Genomic DNA, 19,637 nt, shown 5'->3' on the forward strand with positions numbered 1-19,637 from the left:
ACGGGATGCATTACCACGCAGAGCGTGGGAACGATCAATGGCGAGCGATCAAGGCAATCCCCGTTGCCGAACGCGAACAAGACCCGACCACTGATACCACCAGTTTGCCGCCGCTCTACCCCAAGTAACCCCCGAGCCTGCTCGTTCCCACGCTCTGCGTGGGAATGCCGCCCCGGACGCTCCGCGTCCTGGTTTTACGCCCTGTGCAACGGTGACGCAGAGCGTCACGGGATGCATTACCACGCAGAGCGTGGGAACGATCAATGGCGAGCGATCAAGGCCATCCCCGTGGCCGAACGCGAGCAAGACCTGGCCACCGACACCACCAGCTTGCTGCCGCTCTACCCCAAGTAACCCAGCCTCAACCAACACCACAAAACCCCTGTGGGAGCTAGCTTGCCTGCTCCCACAGTTGATCTGCATCGCCTGCTCGGACGCCTGCTTGCACTCAGTGATTACGACGCGGCACCTTCCATTCCCGATGGGGGAATTTGTACAGATAGTTCAGGTTATCCATATCGAACCGACGATCTTCTTTACCGGGCCCACCGAAGAAGCTGATGCCGATATCCAGCTTGCGCAGCAATTTAGGCCGTGAGAGCAACTCCTTGGCCGCGTGGTGGGCCTCGGGTGAGAACGTCCTGTCGGTGGCGATCAGGCCGGCGGCTTCTTTCAACTCATTGAAGTTCACATAGCTGTCTGTCGCCCCTGCGGCGAATTCGCGGAAGTGATCGCGAATCAACCCTATTAGTTGCCGGTCACTCACGCTTGCGTACGGGCGCAGGTCCGCGGCGCTGGCCTGGGTTTGAGCGCTTCGTGCCTGACGATGGCTAGCTTGGTTTGAGCGACTGTCAGCGTCCAGCTGATCTGGTAGAGCGGTGAAAGCGCTAGTCGAAGGTGGGTTTACTGAAAATGACATGGTGGGCCTCTGATTCATTCAGGGATTGATTGAAAAATCCACCTTATGGGTGGTCGTCCCTCAACCTGCCGTTCCATCCATCACCGCCCGCTCGACATGCATTGTTAAAGGCCAGCAATCCATATCCCTTTAATTTGCAGGACGTTTCCTAGACAATCCTTTGGCCTTGCGCCTGCTCATTTCGCTGGCTAGCCTTCGCTTCGTCGCTGCAAATCAGCGATCGGGTGTGGAAACCTGGGAATGAGTAGGCGTCATGATCGTATGCAAACGCTCAATGGCGGCTGTGCGCGGGCAGACTTCGGTCTGACTGGGTCCTACTCCCCGGTTTCCACCCCGCGTATGGCTGCCACCTAATTTGTCGTGTGGAAACGGCACAGGTTGGCGCCCCAATTGAGTAGGAGCTATACCCATGAGCAAAATCGTCCCCGACCCACCCTTCCCCATTTTCGTCGCCCACGAAGACCTGAGTTTCGAAGACGCTATCGCCAGCATCTCCTCGCTACTGCGCTGCGCCGCCACCACCGCCACCGAAACCGCCGAGGGCCTCAAAGGCACCCGGCGCGACATGGCCTGTTCCACCGCTCACCTGATCGACATGGCCCGCACCCTCGCCGACCGCGCGCTGGATTGCCTGCAACCCAACCCCACTAACGCCCCATAACCCCTGTGTAGGAGCGAGCTTGCTCGCGAAAAACTCACGGGCGCCGCGTTTATCCAGGAAGCCCGCGTTATCGTTGACGTTTTTCGCGAGCAAGCTCGCTCCTACAAATAACCATCGCGTCGGCCATGAGTCCACGCGCACTTTTACAGGTAAACTCCCCTCCTTTTCATCTTCTCCACGGAGTTCGCCTTGCGTCTGTTTCATACCTCCGACTGGCACTTGGGCCAAAACCTCCACGGCCAGGAACGCGACTTCGAACACGCCTGTTTCCTTGAATGGCTGCTGGGCCAACTCAAGGCCCAGCGCCCGGATGTGCTGTTGATCGCCGGCGATATCTTCGACACGGTCAACCCGCCGCTCAAGGCCCAGGAGCGCCTGTATGACTTCATCATCAGCGCCCACGAACAGCAACCGACACTGACCATCGTGATGATTGCCGGCAACCATGACTCCGGCTCGCGCATCGAACTGCCGGCCCCGCTGATGCGCCGCCTGCGCACCCATGCACTGGGCCGGGTGTTATGGCTGGACGACGGGCAACTAGATGCCGACCGCCTGCTGATCCCGCTGCCCAATGCCAAAGGCAAGATCGCCGCCTGGTGCCTGGCACTGCCCTTCCTGCGCCCGGCGGAAGTCACCGGCGCACAGCTGGGCGATGATTACCTGCGCGGCATCGGCCAAGTGCATGAATGGCTGATCGCGGCCGCCAATGCCAAGCGCAACAAAGGCCAGGCGTTAATAGCCATCAGCCATGCGCACATGGCCGGTGGGTCGGTATCCGAAGACTCCGAACGCAGCCTGATCATCGGCAATGCCGAGGCGCTGCCCGCCACACTGTTCGACCGAAGCGTGGCATATGTGGCCCTCGGCCATTTGCACAAGCCGCAAAAGGTCAATGGCGAGGAGCGTATTCGCTACAGCGGCTCGCCAATCCCCCTGTCGTTCTCCGAAATCGGCTACAAGCACCAGATTCTCGACGTGACGTTCCAGGGCGAAAGGTTGGTGGGCTGCGAACCGATCCTGATTCCCCGCTCCGTCAACTTGCAACGCCTGGAAGCCGCGCCCCTGGCCGATATCCTCAAGCAACTCGGTGAACTGCCCGACATCGACCTGCTCGCCGAAACCCAGCGCCACCCTTGGCTGGAAGTGCGCGTGCGCCTCGACGAGCCGCAACCAGACCTGCGTCAACAGATCGAAACCGCGTTGCAAGGCAAGGCCGTGCGCCTGGTGCGTATCGCCGCCGAATATGCCGGCACACGCGGCAGCGCAGAGGCAGACGATGCGCAACTGATCGAACTCGACCAGCTCACGCCCCAGGAACTGTTCAGCCGCGCCTGGCAGGACAGCTACGGCAGTGAAGTGGATGAACAGACCTTGAAGGACTTCGCCGTGCTGCTCCAGGAAGTGCAACAGGAGGGCGAACAGCCATGAAGATTCTCGCCATCCGCTTGAAAAACCTCGCCTCCCTGGCGGGCCCGTTCGAAATCGACTTTACCGCCGAGCCGCTGGCCAGTGCGGGCCTGTTCGCCATCACCGGGCCAACTGGCGCGGGTAAAAGCACCCTGCTCGATGCGTTGTGCCTGGCGCTGTTTGGCGCGGTGCCGCGCCTGGGTGACACCGGCCAGGCCAAGATGCCGGATGCCGACACGGATATTTCCATCGGCGACCCGCGCACCCTGATTCGACGCGGCACCGGTGGTGGCTATGCCGAGGTGGATTTTGTCGGTGTCAGTGGCCGTCGCTACCGTGCGCGCTGGGAAGCCAACCGTGCCCGCGACAAAGCCAGCGGCAAGCTGCAGAACAGCCGGCAAAGCCTGATCGACCTGGACAGCGACCAACTGCTGGCCAGCCAGAAAACCGAGTACAAGACCCAACTGGAATTGGCCCTTGGCCTGAACTTCGAGCAGTTCACCCGTGCGGTGCTGCTGGCGCAAAGCGAGTTCAGCGCCTTCCTCAAGGCCAATGACAATGAGCGCAGCGAACTGCTGGAAAAGCTCACCGACACCGCGCTGTACACCCAGCTCGGCCGCCGTGCGTTCGACAAGGCCAAAGAGGCCAAGGACGCCCACAAACAGTTGCAAGACCAAGCCACCGGCGTGGTACCCCTGGCCCCCGAAGCCCGCGCCGAGCTGGACCAAGAGTTGGCCCAAGCCCAGCAGCAGCTCAAGACCCAACAAGCCCAGCTCAAGCAGCTGGAGTTGCAGCACACCTGGCTCAAGGAGCTGCGTGAATGGCAGGAGCGCCATCAACACGCAGTGGAGCAACTGCAACGCGACGAACAGACCTGGGCCAGCCAAGGCCAGCAACGCCAGGACCTGAGCCTGCTGGAGCAGTTGGCACCGCAACGCCATCACTTCCTGCGCCAGGCAGAACTTGGCACCTTGCTGACGCCGCTGGCGGCACAAATTGCCCAGCACCTGGAGCAACAAACCGCCCTGCACTCCCGCCAGGAACAGGCGCAACACCAGCAAGTGGCCGCCCAGGCAGCACTGGCCGAGGCCCTGAAACACCAGGCCGACGCCGCCCCCCTGCTGCGCCAGGCCATCGAGGAGCAAAACACCCTCGCCCACGTGAGCCGCGAACTGGCCAAGCGCAACGAGGAAAAACACCAGCACGAAAGCGCCTGTACCGAAGGCCAGGCCCTGCTCGACGGCTTGCAACACACGCAGGCCCAAGTCACCGAGCGCCTGCAGCGCCTGGCCACCGAACTTGAGCATAGCGCCGCCCTCGCCCCGCTGAGTGATGCCTGGAACGCCTACCGTGACCGCCTGCAACAACTGGTGCTGATCGGCAATCGCCTCAACCAAGGCCAGGCCGAGCTGGGGCAACTCGAACAGCGCGCCAGCGCCGCCGCCGAACAGTTCACCCAACAGCGCGAAGCCCTGGATTTGCTCTACCACGAGGCCGGTGCCGAACCGCACGCGGTGGCCGAACAAATCCAATTGCTGGCCAGCCTGCTGCAAGACAATCGCAAGCAACAGCGCGCCTTCGAAGACCTGGCCCGCTTGTGGGACAGCCAGCAACAGTTGGATCAACAGGCAGGTGCGCTCACGCAAAGGCTCGCCGAGGCCGCGCAAAAACGCGAACAACTGAACCAGACCGGCCTGCAAACCAAGGCCGAACTTACCGTTGCCGAACAAACCCTGGCGGTGACCAAGCAACTGCTGGAGCGCCAACGCCTGGCCCGCAGTGCCAGCGTCGAGGAGTTACGCGAGCAGTTGCAGGATGACCAGCCCTGCCCGGTGTGCGGCAGCCACGAACACCCCTATCACCAGCCCGAGGCCCTGCTGCAAAGCCTGGGCCGCCATGATGAAAGTGAAGAGGCGGCGGCGCAGAAAGCCGTCGACAGCCTCAAGGAAAAACTCACTGAATTGCGCGGTGAAGTGGGCGGCCTGATCGCTCAGCAAAAAGAATTCCTGCAACAGCAGGAACAGTTGGCTACCCAGCAGCAGGGTTTGGCACCGAGCCTGCAAGCCCATCCACTGTGCGCCTCGCTGTTCAACCAGGACGTCGACAAGCGCAGCCCTTGGCTGGCCCAGCAATTGGTCCAATTGACCCAAAGCATCAGCCAGGACGAACAACGCCAAAGCGCCCTGCTCAACCTGCAACAGAACGCCGGGCGCTTGCAGCAACAATTGCAAGCGGCCCAGGACGCCAGCCAGCAAGCCCGGCAATTGCTGGTGGACCAGCAGCGGCAGCTGGCCGGCGACCGCGAACGCCTAGAGGCGGAACTCAGCGCCTTCGCCAGCCTGTTGCCCGCCGAGACGCTGGAGGGCTTGCGCAGCGCGCCTGCGGCGACTTTCATGCAGCTCGACCAGCAGGTCAGCCAGCGCCTTGAGCAATTGGGCCATCAACGCGATGAGCAGGCCGAGCAGCAGGAGCGCCAACAGGCCATCGAGAAACAACATACCCACCAGCAGCATCGTCAGCAGCAACTCGACGCCTTGAATCTGCAAGTCGCAGAGCTGGCTGACCAGCAACACGCCGTCCAGGAAAAACTCCGTACCTTGCTAGGAGAGCACCCCAGCGCCGAACACTGGCAACAGCAACTGGAGCAAGCTGTCACGCAGTCCCGCCAGAGCGAGACCGACGCCAACGAGGAACTGCACGCTGTGCACACGGCCCTGGTACAGCTGGCCGCCGACCTCAACGCCCAGCAGCAACGCCAGCAGGCATTGGAGGCGGAACAGCAAGCCCTCGCGACACGCATCAGCGAATGGCGCGCCCTGCACCCCGAACTGGATGACCAGGGCCTGGCGCGCCTGTTGGCCTTTAATGAGGCCCAGGTCGCGCAGTTGCGTCAGCACCTGCACAGCAGCGAAAAGGCCGTGGAGCAAGCCAAGGTCCTGCTGCACGAGCGCGAACAACGCCTGGCCGAACACCGGGCCCTGCACAACGGCAACCTGGAGGCCGAGCAACTGGACGCCACCCTGGCAACGATTAACCAGCAACTGATCGAGGGTGAGAAACACTGCGCCGAACTGCGCGCACGCCAGTCCGAAGACCAGCGTCGCCAGAACGCCAACCAGGCCCTGGCCGAACAGATCGCCAAAGCTTACGAGCAGTGGCAGCGCTGGGCCCGCCTGAATGCGCTGATCGGCTCGGCCACCGGCGATACCTTCCGCAAGATCGCTCAGGCCTACAACCTCGATTTGCTGGTGCACCACGCCAACGTGCAACTGCGCCAACTGGTGCGCCGCTACCGGCTTAAACGCGGCGGCAGCATGCTCGGGCTGTTGGTCATGGACACCGAGATGGGCGATGAACTGCGCTCGGTGCATTCCCTGTCCGGTGGCGAAACCTTCCTGGTGTCGTTGGCACTGGCGTTGGGGCTGGCGTCGATGGCGTCGAGCACCTTGAAGATCGAGTCGCTGTTTATCGACGAAGGCTTTGGCAGCCTTGATCCGGAGTCGTTGCAATTGGCGATGGACGCTCTGGATGGTTTGCAGGCCCAGGGCCGCAAGGTGGCGGTGATCTCCCACGTACAGGAAATGCATGAACGCATCCCGGTGCAGATCCAGGTGCAACGCCAGGGCAATGGCCTGAGCACGTTGGAGGTCAAGTGAGCGAAGCGCTGCTGTATTCGTTCCGGCGCTGCCCCTATGCAATGCGAGCGCGGCTGGCGCTGCGCTACTCCGGCGTGGCGGTGCGCATTGTCGAAGTCAGCCTGAAAGCCAAGCCGGCCGAGATGCTCGCGCTGTCGCCCAAGGGCACGGTGCCGGTGTTGAGCGTCGAAGGGCGAGTGATCGAGGAAAGCCTGGAGATCATGCAGTGGGCGCTGGCCCAGCACGACCCCGAAAACTGGCGGCTACAGGGCGATCCAGCGGTGTATGCGCTGATTGAAGAAAATGACCAGGTGTTCAAACATCATTTGAATCGATACAAGTACGCCGAGCGCTACCCGGAGCAACCGATGGAACACTATCGGGCCGAGGGCGAGGTGTTCTTGCGCAAGCTGGAAGATTTGCTGGCACACCGTGAGTATCTACTCGCCGATCACCTGAGCTTGGCAGATGCAGCGCTGGCGCCGTTTGTGCGCCAGTTTGCCCATGTGAATCGGGAGTGGTTTGCGGGCACGCCCTATCGGCGTTTGCAGGCCTGGTTACAGCGGTTTCTGGATTCACCGTTGTTTAGAGCAGTGATGGCAAAACCCTGAGGCCAATCCAATGTGGGAGCTGGCTTGCCTGCGATGGCATCGACTCGGTACATCAGCTATACCGAGTGGTCCGCATCGCAGGCAAGCCAGCTCCCACATTGGACCGTGGCTCAGTGCTGGGTCTTGTGATCCAGCGCCGCATAGAAATTGGCGCTCTGTTGCAGGTATTTCTGGGTATAGGCCGTGACATTGGATTTTTTGCCGGTGACTTCCACGCTGGCGGCGGCAGGCAATGCCACGGTGGCGGAAACAGCAGAAGCAGCAATGATCGAGAAGAGATTGAAATTCATGGCGGTAACCCTTGTGTGCGTTTGGTTGGGTGGCCTGGGAAGGCCTTGGAACCCAACTTACGCCCGAGGGTTGAACCTTAGAAATGCTTTGAAACAGTAGCCGTTATCACTGCGATTAATACAAAGGCTCAGGCCCCGCATTGCGGGGCCTGTGGCTTATTGACGCACCAGGAACTTGAGGTCGCTGGGGGCATCGATCGGCAATTTCTGCACGGTTTTACCCAGCAGGCCGGTCTTGGGGTCGCGTTCAACCACCACGATTTCATTGCTTTTCTGGTTGGCGATCAGCAGGAACTTGCCGCTCGGGTCGAGGCTGAACTCACGCGGGTGGTCGCCTTCAACAGAGCGGCGCTGGATTTCCTTGAGGTGCGCGGTGGCCGGGTCGATGCTGAATACCAGCATCTGATTGGCTGTGCCACGGTTACTCACATAAAGGAACTTGCCATCGCTGGAAGCATGCAACGCCGCGCCGGCCTTGTCGGACACCGGTTGGCCGGCGGCATAGTCGAGCAACTGGGTTTGCGTCAGCTTGCCCTCGTTGTAATCGAACACGGCCACCTGGGCGCTCATCTCAGTGGTCAGCCAGGCGTGCTTGCCGTCCGCACTGAACAGCAAGTGACGCGGGCCGCTGCCCGGGGGCAACTGCACCGACGCCGGGTTGGCCGCTGTCAATGGCAGTTCGTGATTGGCCTTGGGGTCGTAGCGGTAAGCAAACACCTTGTCCGCACCCAGGTCCTGCACGAATACGTACTTGCCGTCCGGCGACGACACCACCGAATGCACATGGTTGGACGCCTGGCGCTCCGGGTTCACACGGCTGGCCGGGTGCCCGCTCAACTGCACCGGCGCCGACAGCTTGCCACTGGCGTCCACCGGCAGGATCGCCAGGCTGCCACCCGGGTCTTCCACCACCGAATAGTTGGCCACGAACAGGTAGCGCCCATCGGCGGCCACGCTGGAATGGGTGGGCTCATTGCCCAGGCTCTGCACCTGATTGATCAGGGTCAACTGGTGGTTATGCGGGTCGATGCTGTAGCTGCTGACACGCCCCACCGGGTCTTCCTGGCCCGGGCCGTTTTCATTGACCACGAACAACTGCTTCTGGTCTTTGGAAATCGTCAACCAGGACGGGTTGGCGGTTTTCGCCGCCAGCACTGGCTTGCCGCTGAACTGCCCGGTGCGGCTGTCGAACTGCAGGCGGTAAATACCCTCGCTGCTACCGGCGGTGTAGCTGCCCACCAGCAGTTCATGCAGATCGCTGGGCGCGGCCTGTACCGACATCGCACCGACACTGCCTGCCATCAGCAGGGGCCAGAATTTACGCATCATCATCCGCTTCGTCCTCATCGTTATTGTTGCCGGTGAAGGCGCTCATGCAGATCAAGCGGTGCTCGCCCGACTCACCGGTAAGGGTCCAGCTTTGCAGCGTCTCGTCAAATGTGGCAGCGCCCACCTGCGCCGAGCTGAAGCTCCAGCGTTTTTCGGCCCGGCCATCCATGGCGGTAATCACGAGCTTTAGTTCAGTCAACTCGAAATCAAAGGCATGCAGGCCGTCGATTTCAAGCATGTCGCTGGTTTCAAGCAGGGTGCGCAGGGGGGCGGATTCGGCAGTCATAACATCAATCGTTCAGAGGAAAGACCTCATGATAGGTCAAATGGTTGCTACGGCGTAAATCCTGACGTGACCTGCGCCGCGTTTACATGCCGCCATATATCCCTCGCCCTACTCCACCCCACGCAAAATCAAGCGCTAGCGGTAAGGGCATGCCAATGGAAATGGCTGTTTACCTATTGTTGATTTCACTCAAAAACCTGGCTCGGTAGTTTCCACTCGCCTGCTCGCATGACGCGAACAGGGTCACCTCCATGACGAGCATGACTGCAACCACAAGGAAGCTGCACGATGATTCAGGGAAACTACCCCCAGCGTTTTTTTGACCACCACCTGCCCGTTTCACTGCCGGCTGCCGGCCAGGCGATCGATACCCATCACGAAGCCTTATCGAATGCCGCACAAGACCAACCGCTGAACCGCCCCCGGCGTGCATCCGCACCGTTGCGCACCGCAGTGACCACCGCTCCCACCGACAACTCGCCGCAGATCACCGCAACGGCGGTCGCCCAGCAGTTCGACACTCGCCCTACGTTGCGTTCAGTGGTGTCGGGCATGCTAGAGGAGGCGATCAAAAGCCTGTACCCCACTTTAGCCTTCAATCTCGCCGAAACGGCAGTGGCCGAACCCATTTCAACCGACCCACCCCAGTACCGCCTGACCCCTTTGCTGGACATCGCCCTGAAGCACCTGACCACCGACGGCGACCTCGACTTTACCGACAAACATTCACTGCCCTGCACCCTGGTCGATCACGCCACCGGGCATAGCCTCAAGCCTGCGCCCTCCTCCAATGCCTTGATGCCGGGCATTGATATGCAGGCCATTGAACTGGCTATCCGCAGCCTGCGCGCGCCCCTCAAAAAAGCGTTCGAACAGGCCATGCTCAAGCACTTCGTCGGCAGCGCTGACGCTCACGCTCCCGGTGCCAACCGTTGGCGCTGGCTGAGCGACACACTGCGGGACACCTTGACCACCGGAGCCCTGAAGCAACCTGGGCTCAGCGCTCAACAACGCGAGACCCTCGACCAGGTCGTGACGTACCCGGATCGTGCGCAGCGCCAAGCGGCCAAAGGCGATGGTGCGGCACAGGTTTTCATCCTTGATTCTGCGGTGAGCCACGCCGGTGGCAGCGCCTCGCAACTCACCCCAGACCTGCTGATCACTCGTCAGGTCGATGGCCGCACGCAGGTACTGCACGCCACTGCCGCCGGCGTGGTGACGCCGTATGACTCCCTGCAGGCGTTCGGCAAAGCCTGGGGCAAAAAAATGGGCGATGCCTTCGTTTTCGACACCCTGAACTGGAAGCGCCAGGAGCCTGCGGGGAATATTTTCGATACCCAGGCGGCGGTCATCCTCAATGCCATGGTGGAGAACGTTGCGTCCATCGAGGTGCCCACCACCGGCTCGCTTGAGGCGCTGGAGCAGGCGTTCACCCAGGCCAGCGACCCGAGCCCCTGGTTTCTCGGGGCCTATGCACCCGACGCGCGCGAGCTTGAACGTCTGCATGAACAGTTGCCCACCTGGTTCGGCTCGGCAAGCGCCGCAGAACGCGACACCTATCGACAGCACGCACTGGCCCTGGCCAGCAGCGTGCGCCGCAACAATGGCCGCACCTTCCTCGACGGCATCCCCGATATCCGCACCTACGCCGAGCAACAGCTCGACCAGCATTTAGCCGGCAAGGGTTACACGGCCAAGAATGTGGAGGTGGTGTTCAAGGTCCCGGTGGGCGATATGGGCAGCAACTACCTGGAACGGGTGAGAATGAGCCTGGTGGACATGGCCCTGGAAAATCTGTCGGGCCTGCCCAAGGGTGAGATGGAAGTCCACCTGCATGGGCAGCGGGTCAGCGATGCCAGCCTGCCAAAAATGCTCAAGGACCTGATCAACACTGTGGACATTGGCGGCCACTACCCCGAGTTGCTCAAGCGTGAACTGCTGGACGACAGCCCGGCAGCCCGTGATCGGCTGGCACGTTTCATCGAGCAGGTACCCCTGCAGCTCGCGATGCAGGCCTTGGAACTCAAGCTCAAGGGCGAAGCCGGCATCACCGCCCAGGGCCATGCGTTTATCGAAGCAATCACCCAGCCCGGCGCGGGCGGCAAAAGTGCGGCAGGCCAAGAGATTACCGTGCGCCCCCTGGCATTTGTACGCAAACCAGGAGCGACGCCGGATGTGGTCGCCAATATGTTTATCATCGAACCTTTGTCCAGCGGTAGCGGCCCACATATCCTCTATCGTCCTCAATTGAAACCGGCACTGCTGGAATTCGCCAGCCGCGACGCGCTGCTGGAGGCCATCCGCGAACCCGGTGCGCTGCAAGACAGCGTGCTGGCCTGGTTGCCGGATGACAAAGCACGGGCGGTGTACGGTAATGGCGGTTTTCACACGCCCAATATTGCGCGTTTTAGCGTATTCAATGAGTTTGACCCGCCTGCTACGCCCAAGCCGACCACCCTGGCTGTCGACGGCTATGCCGCTGCCACCACGCTACGCCAGGACCTGCTCAACGGCGACCTGGCCAAGCACTGGTTCCACTCCAATGCCAACAGCCTGGTCACCCTGGCTGAAGGCCAATCGACCTCCGATGCTGAAAGTCGTTGGGCGTCCTACAAGGAGCTCGGCTGGCTGTTGTTCAACACCCTGCTGCCGTTGATGCGCGGGCCGGGTGCCATGGCGGGCTGGTTGCTGCAACTGGTCAATGCCGAAAACGACATCAAGCGCTTGTCCACCGCCAACGATCCGGACCCGGCCGGGGCAATGGTCGATCTGCTGGTCAACCTGGGCATGACCTTGACCCATGTACCCGTCGCCGAATCCAAGCCAGCGCGCACCTTTGAGCCATTTAAGCCAGGAGCCGATGCCAGCGACCCTGCACCCCGCCCCCGCCAGAGCAACGACCCCATTCGCCCTGCGCCTGCCATCCACCAAGACCCGAGCGCACCGGTCACCCAAGGCTTCGGTGGTGACGGCACGGCCATTGATATCAGGCTGTCGAGCCCACGCGGATTAACCCCCGAGCTGCGTGCACACATCGACTCGTTCACAGTGCCCGCTCCAACAGCCCCCGACACTCCAATCGGCGAAGGCATCAGGAAGGGCCTGTATCAAGTGGATAACCGCTGGTACGCCTGCATCGACAACCATTGGTTTCGCGTCGCAACCGACCTGGACGGTCCCTACGTAATCGACGAACACAACAAGGCTCGTACGGCGCCGCCGATAGCACGCGATGCCCAGGGCAACTGGCATTTTGACGTGGCGCCCAGACTCAGGGGCGGAATGCCCAAGAGCGCAAGCCTGCAGGAAACACTCGGGAAAAGCCGGCGCGCCAAGGAGCAAGCAGAAAAGAGCTACCAACGCAGTATGTTGGAGCGCATGAAGGTTTCAGCAAAACATGACACGGCAATCGAAACGATCAAGGACAGCTTCATCGAATATCAGAACGCCCGGAAAAAGCTCAAGACCCTGCGCAATCTGGTTACCGATGACACGTCCGCCAATCGCTTCGCTGCTGCGTACGCGCAACATCGCCAGGCCACACTGATGCTCAAGAGCCGCCTGGATCAACAACTTCAAGACCTCAAGCCGCTAACCCAGGCACTCAGGGCAGCCAGCGAAAAAACGATTGAAACCATAGCCCCAAAGAAAATAGGGGGGGTCGACGACCTGTCGACGTTCAAAGAGAACCGCTCTTTGGAATACCAATACACATTGCATACGCTGATTGGGATAGAGGACTTTTACGTCAAGCTGGTCACCGACGCCCTCCAGTACGGCATCAGTGGCGCCTCGATGGCAGAGCTGGAAAATACTGCGCATTCAGGCTCTCGGGAGGCCTACGACGAACTGACCAGCGTGTTTGAAATGGCGTACCACGCCACCGACAAGTTGCTGACGTCCAGCGAGGCGATCAGATCGGTGTTCGACCAATGGAAAAACGATTCGCCCTTCGCCAGTAAACGTGCCGAGGAGTACCTGAAGACGCGCTACAACCGGTCCCCCGCCACAGGGGTGTTCATGGCCAAGATGAACCAGTTGGTGCTGCTCAAACGCCTGGCCACCGAATGGACTGCGCTGTCCCCCGACATCGCCGAGCAATTTCAGATGAAGCGGTTCTTGAACGTCGACCTGAAAGCCGAATACCTGGCGTTCAATGACCTGCGCCAGTACGAGGGCTACAGCCTGAGCGAGCGCAAAGCCACGCTGACCACCATCATCGACAAATACAAACAGGTATTGAGTGACAGCGTCACGCTACAGGAAGAGCATCCGGAACACTTTCGCCGCGATTATCACCAGCAGTTTACCGAGACACTCAAGCACTTCATCGACGATGCAGAAGCCGAGCTAGTCCAGATCGTCAAGGAAGAACAACAACTGATTGCACCCACCCCTGCACGCAAGGACCGGCAGGCCAAACCGCAGAACAAGCGTGTGTTCAAGACCGAGCATAAAGAAAGCTTGATCGGCACGCTGCGCCCTCCCGTACCCGGCCAAGCCGTGAACATTATCGACGTGGTCGACCCACAGAGCGGGCAACCGATCGCCAGCTACAGCGAACACCCTGGGGAGCGTGGCTGGGTGAAGATCGTCCAGGGCCAACCTACGGCGCCACGCCCTGTTTCATTACCCAAATCCTGGTCCAGCTACAAAAGCGAAGCGCAAAGCTTGATCGACGGCGTGACGAAGATAGAGCAGAGCATTCTTTTTCAGAAAAAGAAGCTCGACGACCCCGTGCGACGAGACACCGTCAGCCCCCGCGACTGGAACGACATGCTCGAAGCCCAGGCCAACCTGCTCATCGAAAAAGCGCAACAGGCGCAAGCCGCCCATGGCAGCAAACCGGAAACCGCCGAATGGGTGGCACGCTGGCGAGCGACGGCCGAGGACATCCTGCAAAAGGCCCGCCGCCATACCGCCGATGGCTATCTGGTACAGACGCCGACGGCGGAAAATGTCGATTACCTCTGGCGCCACGGTTTTGTTGATATCAACCTGGTACGACGCGACATCCCGACTAAAACTGGCGATGTCTTCACCGAATACGTGGTTCGCAAGAAAAACAAAATCGACGCGCTGTGGTACGCCCACTTCCACTATCCACAAAAGGGCTGGGCGCGTGATGACTACACAGCGGCGCATCTGAAGACACCGGCCCAGCGCACCAAGACCCAGAAGGACCTGATTGCCGAGGCCGGGAACAACGGGGTCGTGGAGCGCATCATCAAGGCCGGTATCACCAAGCCGCTGGATGAAAGACTGTTCTTGAAATTGTGAAACCCGGCGCCTGAGGATCAACAAAAAGCCGCACAGTGGGCTAATGCCGTTCAGTTAAGCGTATATCGCTCCTACAAAAAGCCTTAACTGAACAGCATTAGCATGATGTGCGGCTTTTTTACCCGGTTTTAATGCGCGAACAATGAGTTGCCCTTCTGCCCCGCCAACTTCTCGGGTTTGATCAGGAACCGTGCCAGGGCCGGTAACAGCCACAGCGCGCCAAACATGTTCCACAGCAGCATGAAGGTCAGCATCAGGCCCATGTCGGCCTGGAACTTGATGGCCGAGAAGATCCAGGTGCACACGCCGATGGCCAGGCACAGGCCAGTGAACAGCACAGCTTTACCGGTGGATTTCAACGTCTGGTAATACGCCTCTTGCAACGGCAGGCCGGCGCGCAGGAAGCTTTCCAGGCGGCTGTAGATGTAGATGCCGTAGTCCACGCCAATCCCCACGCCCAGGGCCACCACCGGCAAGGTCGCAACCTTGACGCCAATGCCCATGAACGCCATCAGCGCGTTACCCAGTACCGAGGTCAGCACCAGCGGCAGCACGATGCACAGGGTCGCCGCCCAGGAGCGGAAGGTGATCATGCACATGGTCGCCACACACAGGTACACCAGGATCAAGATGATCAGTTCCGATTCCTTGATCACCTCGTTGGTGGCCGCTTCGATCCCGGCATTACCAGCGGCGAGGATGAACTCCAGGCCCTCCTTGTTGTTTTCCTTGGCAAAGTCCTGCACCGCATGCACAGCGCGGTCGAGGGTTTCGGCCTTGTGGTCGTTGAGGAACACCAGCACTGGCGCCAGGGAGCAATTGTTGTTGTACAAGCCATCGGCACGGGCGATGGAGTTGTTCAGCACATCCGGGTTGCGCGACAGGGTTTCCCATTTCAGGTTGCCCTCGTTCATGCCCTTGATCATTTGCTTGGACACGGTCACCAACGAGATCGCCGACTGCACGCCCTCGGTGTTCTGCATCTTCCACATCAACTGGTCGATGGGCGCCATGGCTTCATAGCGCGAGCAGCCTTCGGCCTTGGTCTTGACCATCACCACCAACACGTCGGAGCTGGTGGAGTAATTGCTGATGATGAAATTGTTGTCTTTGTTGTAACGCGAATCCGGGCGCAGTTCCGGTGCGCCTTGGTCCAGGTCACCGATCTTCAGGTTCTGGCTGTACCAGAGGCCGCCACCAAAGGCGATCAAGGCCAGGAACACAGAAACCGGCGCGACTTTCGGGCTTGCGAATTTGGACAGCAGGCGCCAGAAGCTATGTTCGCGGTTCGCGTCTTTCTTGCTCTTGGCGATGGCGCGCTTGCTGATGCCTACATAGGAAATCGCGACCGGCAGCAGGATCAGGTTGGTGAACACGATCACTGCCACACCGATGGACGCGCCGATAGCCAGTTCGCGGATCACGCCAATGTCGATGATCAGCAGCGTAATAAAGCCCACCGCGTCGGCCAGAATGGCGATCATCCCCGGCAGGAACAGTTGCCGGAAGGTGCGCCGTGCGGCGGTCAGGGCGTTGTCTGCCCCGCTGGATTGCAGGGCAATGCCGTTGATCTTCTGCACGCCATGGGAAATGCCGATGGCGAAGATCAGGAACGGCACCAGCATTGAATACGGGTCCAGCCCGAAACCGAAGAAGTGCATCAACCCGAGTTGCCAGACCACCGCCACCAATGTCGTACTCAATACCGCAATAGTGCTGCGCAGGCAGTTGGTGAACCACAGCAGCAGAATCAGGGTGATGACAAACGCAACGCCGAAGAACAGCACCACCATCACCAGGCCGTCGATCAGGTCGCCGACCTTTTTGGCAAAGCCGACAATATGAATCTTGACGTTGGGGTTCTGGGTTTCGAACTTGTCGCGGATCTTGTCTTCGAGTTCATGGGAGAACTTGCGGTAGTCCAGGGCCAGCAACTTGCCCTGGTCTTGCGGGTCCGGGTAGGACTCCAACAGCGGGATATCAACGATGCTCGACTTGAAGTCATTGGCCACCAGCCGCCCGACCTGGCCGGACTTGAGCACGTTATTGCGCAACTGGTCGAGGCTCTGGGGCGAACCGTTGTAGCTCTGCGGGATGACCTCCCCGCCGGCAAACCCTTCTTCGGTCACTTCGGTCCAGCGTACGCTGGGGCTCCACAGCGACTTGAGGCCCGAGCGGTCCACACCGGAGATGTAGAACACCTCGTCGTGGATCTGGCGCAGGGTCTCCATGTAGTCCTGGGTGAAGATATCTCCGTCCTTGGCCTCCACCGAAATACGCACGGTGTTGCCCAGGTTGGCCAAATCGTTGCGGTGCTCCATCATTTTTTCGATGAAAGGGTGCTTGAGGGGGATCATCTTTTCAAAGCTGGTGGACGGGCGAATCAAGGTCGCCTGCCAGAACAGGAAGAGGCTCACCAGCAGGCAGATGACGATCACCGCCGGGCGATTGTTGAAAATCAGACGCTCAAGAAAGGTCGCTTTATCGTTGTGATGACTGCTCATTGAATCCCCGCCTTCTTATTATTTTGAGAGCTCTGCGCCGGCCGATGTGGCAACCCGCACGCCACCCTGCCCCGCGAGGATCAAATTACCATTGCCTGCCGCCGTGACCGCCGAGAGTGAAATACGGTCCGGGCGATTGAACACACTGAAGGTCTGGCCATCGTCATGGCTGACCACGACGCTGCCGCCGTTGCCGACCACAACGATGGAGCCGTCCTCCAGCAAGGTCGCACCCGACAGGCCAAACTCCAACGCACCACGTGCCGCGTTCAATTGGACCTGTTCCCAAGTGCTGCCGAAATCGGTTGAGCGGTAGAGGTTGCCGCGCAAACCATACGCCAGCAGGGTCTGTGGCTGTGCGGTGCTGATCACGCCAAACAGTGAACCCTCGTAGGGGCCTTCGAGTTTTTCCCAGGTCTGGCCGTCATCGCTGGAGCGAAACATGCTGCCTTGCTCACCGACGATAAACAGGCCGGCGTCCTTGATCTGGGCGATGGCGTTGAGGTGGTACTGGTCTTCGTTGTCCAGGCGATCGCTGACATCGTTCCAGGTTTTGCCGGCGTCGGTGGTCTCGATCAACGCACCGTAGGCCCCCACGGCCAGGCCGTGGTTGGCGTCGTTGAACCACACATCGAGCAATGGCGCTTCACGTTTGAGGTCTTGATATTGCTGGGTCCACGTGGCGCCGCCATCGGTACTGGCAAGAATCTGCGCATCATGGCCGACGGCCCAGCCGTGCTGGTCATCGACGAAAAATACCGCCGTGAGCAGTTGCCGGGTGGGCACTTTGGCTTGGGCCCAAGTGGCGCCCTGATCATCGGAATAGAGGATATGCCCACGATCACCGACGGCCACCAGGCGCTTGCCCGCGTGAACCACGTCGATCATCAAGCCTTTGGCGGCCTTGGGGGACTCAATCGCAAAGACTGCGGCGGCGGGGCTATCGCTGGCGGCCAGTACCGGCGTCGACAATACGCTGCCAGCAAGCAGCGAGAGCGCTGTGGCCAGCAGCGCAACCCTGCGTGCGGCGCGTGGGCGGCAAACAACCCAACCCATGACAGGCTCACTCATAGACCTTTCTCCCATTTATTATTGTTAGGTCGTCTTCTCTTTCAGGGCCTTGAAACCTGCAATCTAGAGCGCCTGGAGGAAGCAGGAGCCATCCTATCGGGCTTTGGAATCGTCTGACAATCGGCGCTACGTTATCTTTTGTTAACTGGCGGCTTTTGGCCATGTGCTGAATATAGCTGCATCAGCTGAAATGATGGCCCCACGTGATCGTTCCCATGCTCCGCGTGGGAATGCACCCCTGACGCTCTGCGTCCTCACCGCGCAAACAGCGTGGCGCAGAGCGCCCCGGGCGGCATTCCCACGCGGAGCGTGGGAACGATCAGGGAGAATGAATTTTTATTCCATCTATTGAATTTAGTGAATTTTTATTCCATTAATGGCGTTCCTGAAAACAATAATCCAAAGGACCACGACGATGCGTGAACTCGGAATCGGCTTGATCGGCACAGGCTTCATGGGCCGCGCCCACGCGCTGGCGTTCAACAACGCTCGGGCGGTATTTGAACTGCCCGTGCAGCTCAAGCTGGCCGCCCTGGCCGATGCCGACACCGAACGCGCCCAGCGTTGCGCCAGCGCCTGGGGGTTTGCCCAGGCCCATGGCGACTGGCAAGCGTTGATCAATGACCCCAAGGTCGATGTCGTGGCTATCACCACCCCCAACCACTTGCATTACCCCATGGCCATGGCCGCGATTGCGGCGGGTAAAGCGGTGTATTGCGAGAAACCCCTGGCCGTCAGCCTTGAACAAGCCGACGCCATGCGCCGCGCCGCCCATACCGCCGGAGTGGTAACGCGGGTGGGTTACAACTACCAGCACAACCCGATGATCGTGTTGGCGCGGCAGATGATCGCCCAAGGCGAACTGGGCCAACTCATCAGCTTCCAGGGTGAGTTCAGCGAAGACTTCATGGCCGACCCGGCCTCCCCTTGGTCGTGGCGCTGCGAAGTGGAGCACGCCGGCGGCGCCCTGGCTGATCTGGGCAGCCATTTGCTGTCGATGGCCCGCTATCTGGTGGGCGATGTGACTCATGTCTGTGCCGATACCCAGACCGTGCACAACCAGCGCCCCGCCACCGCCGGCAGCCCGACCTCAAAAACCATTGCCGTGGATGACCAAGTGCACGCCCTGTTGCGTTTCGCCAACGGCGCCCGTGGCACGGTGAGCAGCAGTTGGCTCAAGCACGGCTACAAGAACCATCTGAGCTTTGAGATCAGCGGCACCCAAGGCACCCTGGCGTTTGACCAGGAACGCTTGAATGAACTGCGTCTGTGCCGCATCGGCCAGGACGGTTTCCAGCGTCTGCTGGCAGGCCCTGCCCTGCCCGGTTATGCGGCGTTCAGCCCGGCGGCGGGGCATCAGCTGGGTTACAACGAATTGAAGACGTTGGAAGTGCACGAGTTGATCATGGCGCTGGCCGGCCAAGGGGCGCAGGGCACAGACTTTGAGGCGGCGTGGGAGGTGGAGCGGTTGGCGACGGCGATTCGAGTTGCGGCTCAGGAAGAACGCTGGGTCAGGGTCGGCAAACTTTAACGCAAGCCGGTCCGTCCCGGTCAGCCGGATAAACGCCGCCCTCGCCTCCAGTGTGGGCATGCACTGTCCTTGCCACTCATAAGGACGCTCGCGAGGAAGGCTTGACAGCC

The 19,637-nt window shown here is 60.4% G+C and carries 13 protein-coding genes; 7 read left to right on the forward strand and 6 right to left on the reverse strand.

What is annotated here, in order from left to right:
• The first annotated feature begins 231 nt into the window (after window positions 1-231).
• Window positions 232-354, forward strand: a complete 123-nt coding sequence (locus QK296_RS16425) for a hypothetical protein (RefSeq protein ID WP_020301528.1) — start codon at window positions 232-234, stop codon at window positions 352-354.
• 94 nt (window positions 355-448) lie between these two features.
• On the opposite strand, the gene QK296_RS16430 is transcribed toward QK296_RS16425, so the two are convergent.
• Window positions 449-766 carry a hypothetical protein gene (locus QK296_RS16430; RefSeq protein WP_236202761.1) on the reverse strand — a complete coding sequence of 106 codons (318 nt, stop codon included), beginning with the start codon at window positions 764-766 and terminating at the stop codon, window positions 449-451.
• A gap of 562 nt (window positions 767-1,328) precedes the next feature.
• On the opposite strand from QK296_RS16430, the gene QK296_RS16435 reads away from it, so the two are divergent.
• The 4 genes from QK296_RS16435 to QK296_RS16455 all read left to right on the forward strand — a co-directional run bounded on the left by QK296_RS16435 (window position 1,329) and on the right by QK296_RS16455 (window position 7,236).
• On the forward strand, window positions 1,329-1,580 hold the full coding sequence (locus tag QK296_RS16435; protein WP_003190791.1) for a hypothetical protein: 252 nt from the start codon (window positions 1,329-1,331) through the stop codon (window positions 1,578-1,580).
• 189 nt (window positions 1,581-1,769) lie between these two features.
• Entirely contained in the window at window positions 1,770-3,011 is a 1,242-nt protein-coding gene (locus QK296_RS16445; protein WP_034135427.1) for an exonuclease SbcCD subunit D C-terminal domain-containing protein, read from the forward strand.
• Window positions 3,008-6,646, forward strand: a complete 3,639-nt coding sequence (locus QK296_RS16450; RefSeq protein ID WP_282391104.1) for an AAA family ATPase — start codon at window positions 3,008-3,010, stop codon at window positions 6,644-6,646. Before QK296_RS16445 ends, QK296_RS16450 begins: the two co-directional genes overlap by 4 nt.
• Window positions 6,643-7,236: a glutathione S-transferase gene (locus QK296_RS16455; RefSeq protein ID WP_057709868.1), complete on the forward strand. Its 594-nt coding sequence runs from the start codon at window positions 6,643-6,645 to the stop codon at window positions 7,234-7,236. Before QK296_RS16450 ends, QK296_RS16455 begins: the two co-directional genes overlap by 4 nt.
• A 110-nt stretch (window positions 7,237-7,346) precedes the next feature.
• Here the strand turns inward: QK296_RS16455 and QK296_RS16460 are convergent, their stop codons facing one another.
• From QK296_RS16460 to QK296_RS16470, 3 genes are all read right to left on the reverse strand, one after another.
• Complete coding sequence (locus QK296_RS16460; protein ID WP_003190784.1) at window positions 7,347-7,526, reverse strand: hypothetical protein; 180 nt, start codon at window positions 7,524-7,526, stop codon at window positions 7,347-7,349.
• 156 nt (window positions 7,527-7,682) lie between these two features.
• Window positions 7,683-8,858: a lactonase family protein gene (locus QK296_RS16465; RefSeq protein ID WP_282391105.1), complete on the reverse strand. Its 1,176-nt coding sequence runs from the start codon at window positions 8,856-8,858 to the stop codon at window positions 7,683-7,685.
• Complete coding sequence (locus tag QK296_RS16470) at window positions 8,845-9,141, reverse strand: DUF5629 family protein (protein WP_003190781.1); 297 nt, start codon at window positions 9,139-9,141, stop codon at window positions 8,845-8,847. The genes QK296_RS16465 and QK296_RS16470 overlap by 14 nt, the downstream gene beginning before the upstream one ends.
• A gap of 288 nt (window positions 9,142-9,429) precedes the next feature.
• On the opposite strand from QK296_RS16470, the gene QK296_RS16475 reads away from it, so the two are divergent.
• Entirely contained in the window at window positions 9,430-14,421 is a 4,992-nt protein-coding gene (locus tag QK296_RS16475) for a DUF6543 domain-containing protein (protein WP_282391106.1), read from the forward strand.
• A gap of 128 nt (window positions 14,422-14,549) precedes the next feature.
• Here QK296_RS16475 and QK296_RS16480 read toward each other — a convergent pair whose 3' ends face one another.
• Both QK296_RS16480 and QK296_RS16485 read right to left on the reverse strand, forming a co-directional pair.
• The gene (locus QK296_RS16480) at window positions 14,550-16,925 is read right to left on the reverse strand and encodes an RND family transporter (protein WP_282391107.1); all 2,376 of its coding nucleotides are present in this window, start codon (window positions 16,923-16,925) and stop codon (window positions 14,550-14,552) included.
• An 18-nt stretch (window positions 16,926-16,943) separates the two neighbouring features.
• Window positions 16,944-17,981: a YCF48-related protein gene (locus QK296_RS16485; RefSeq protein ID WP_094774618.1), complete on the reverse strand. Its 1,038-nt coding sequence runs from the start codon at window positions 17,979-17,981 to the stop codon at window positions 16,944-16,946.
• Window positions 17,982-18,411: 430 nt separating this feature from the next.
• Between QK296_RS16485 and QK296_RS16490 the strand changes: the two genes are divergently transcribed.
• Entirely contained in the window at window positions 18,412-19,527 is a 1,116-nt protein-coding gene (locus tag QK296_RS16490) for a Gfo/Idh/MocA family oxidoreductase (RefSeq protein ID WP_034135422.1), read from the forward strand.
• Window positions 19,528-19,637: the final 110 nt, after the last annotated feature.

Origin of the sequence: Pseudomonas sp. AL10 (assembly GCF_029960685.1) — a bacterium.
Taxonomy (GTDB): domain Bacteria; phylum Pseudomonadota; class Gammaproteobacteria; order Pseudomonadales; family Pseudomonadaceae; genus Aquipseudomonas; species Aquipseudomonas lactis.

Bases quoted from the DNA above. Each gene is read 5' to 3' on its own strand.
- QK296_RS16425 (WP_020301528.1), top strand. From the start codon at position 232: ATGCATTACCACGCAGAGCGTGGGAACGATCAATGGCGAGCGATCAAG.
- QK296_RS16435 (WP_003190791.1), top strand. From the start codon at position 1,329: ATGAGCAAAATCGTCCCCGACCCACCCTTCCCCATTTTCGTCGCCCAC.
- QK296_RS16450 (WP_282391104.1), top strand. From the start codon at position 3,008: ATGAAGATTCTCGCCATCCGCTTGAAAAACCTCGCCTCCCTGGCGGGC.
- QK296_RS16460 (WP_003190784.1), bottom strand. From the start codon at position 7,526: ATGAATTTCAATCTCTTCTCGATCATTGCTGCTTCTGCTGTTTCCGCC.
- QK296_RS16465 (WP_282391105.1), bottom strand. From the start codon at position 8,858: ATGATGATGCGTAAATTCTGGCCCCTGCTGATGGCAGGCAGTGTCGGT.
- QK296_RS16470 (WP_003190781.1), bottom strand. From the start codon at position 9,141: ATGACTGCCGAATCCGCCCCCCTGCGCACCCTGCTTGAAACCAGCGAC.
- QK296_RS16475 (WP_282391106.1), top strand. From the start codon at position 9,430: ATGATTCAGGGAAACTACCCCCAGCGTTTTTTTGACCACCACCTGCCC.
- QK296_RS16480 (WP_282391107.1), bottom strand. From the start codon at position 16,925: ATGAGCAGTCATCACAACGATAAAGCGACCTTTCTTGAGCGTCTGATT.
- QK296_RS16485 (WP_094774618.1), bottom strand. From the start codon at position 17,981: ATGGGTTGGGTTGTTTGCCGCCCACGCGCCGCACGCAGGGTTGCGCTG.
- QK296_RS16490 (WP_034135422.1), top strand. From the start codon at position 18,412: ATGCGTGAACTCGGAATCGGCTTGATCGGCACAGGCTTCATGGGCCGC.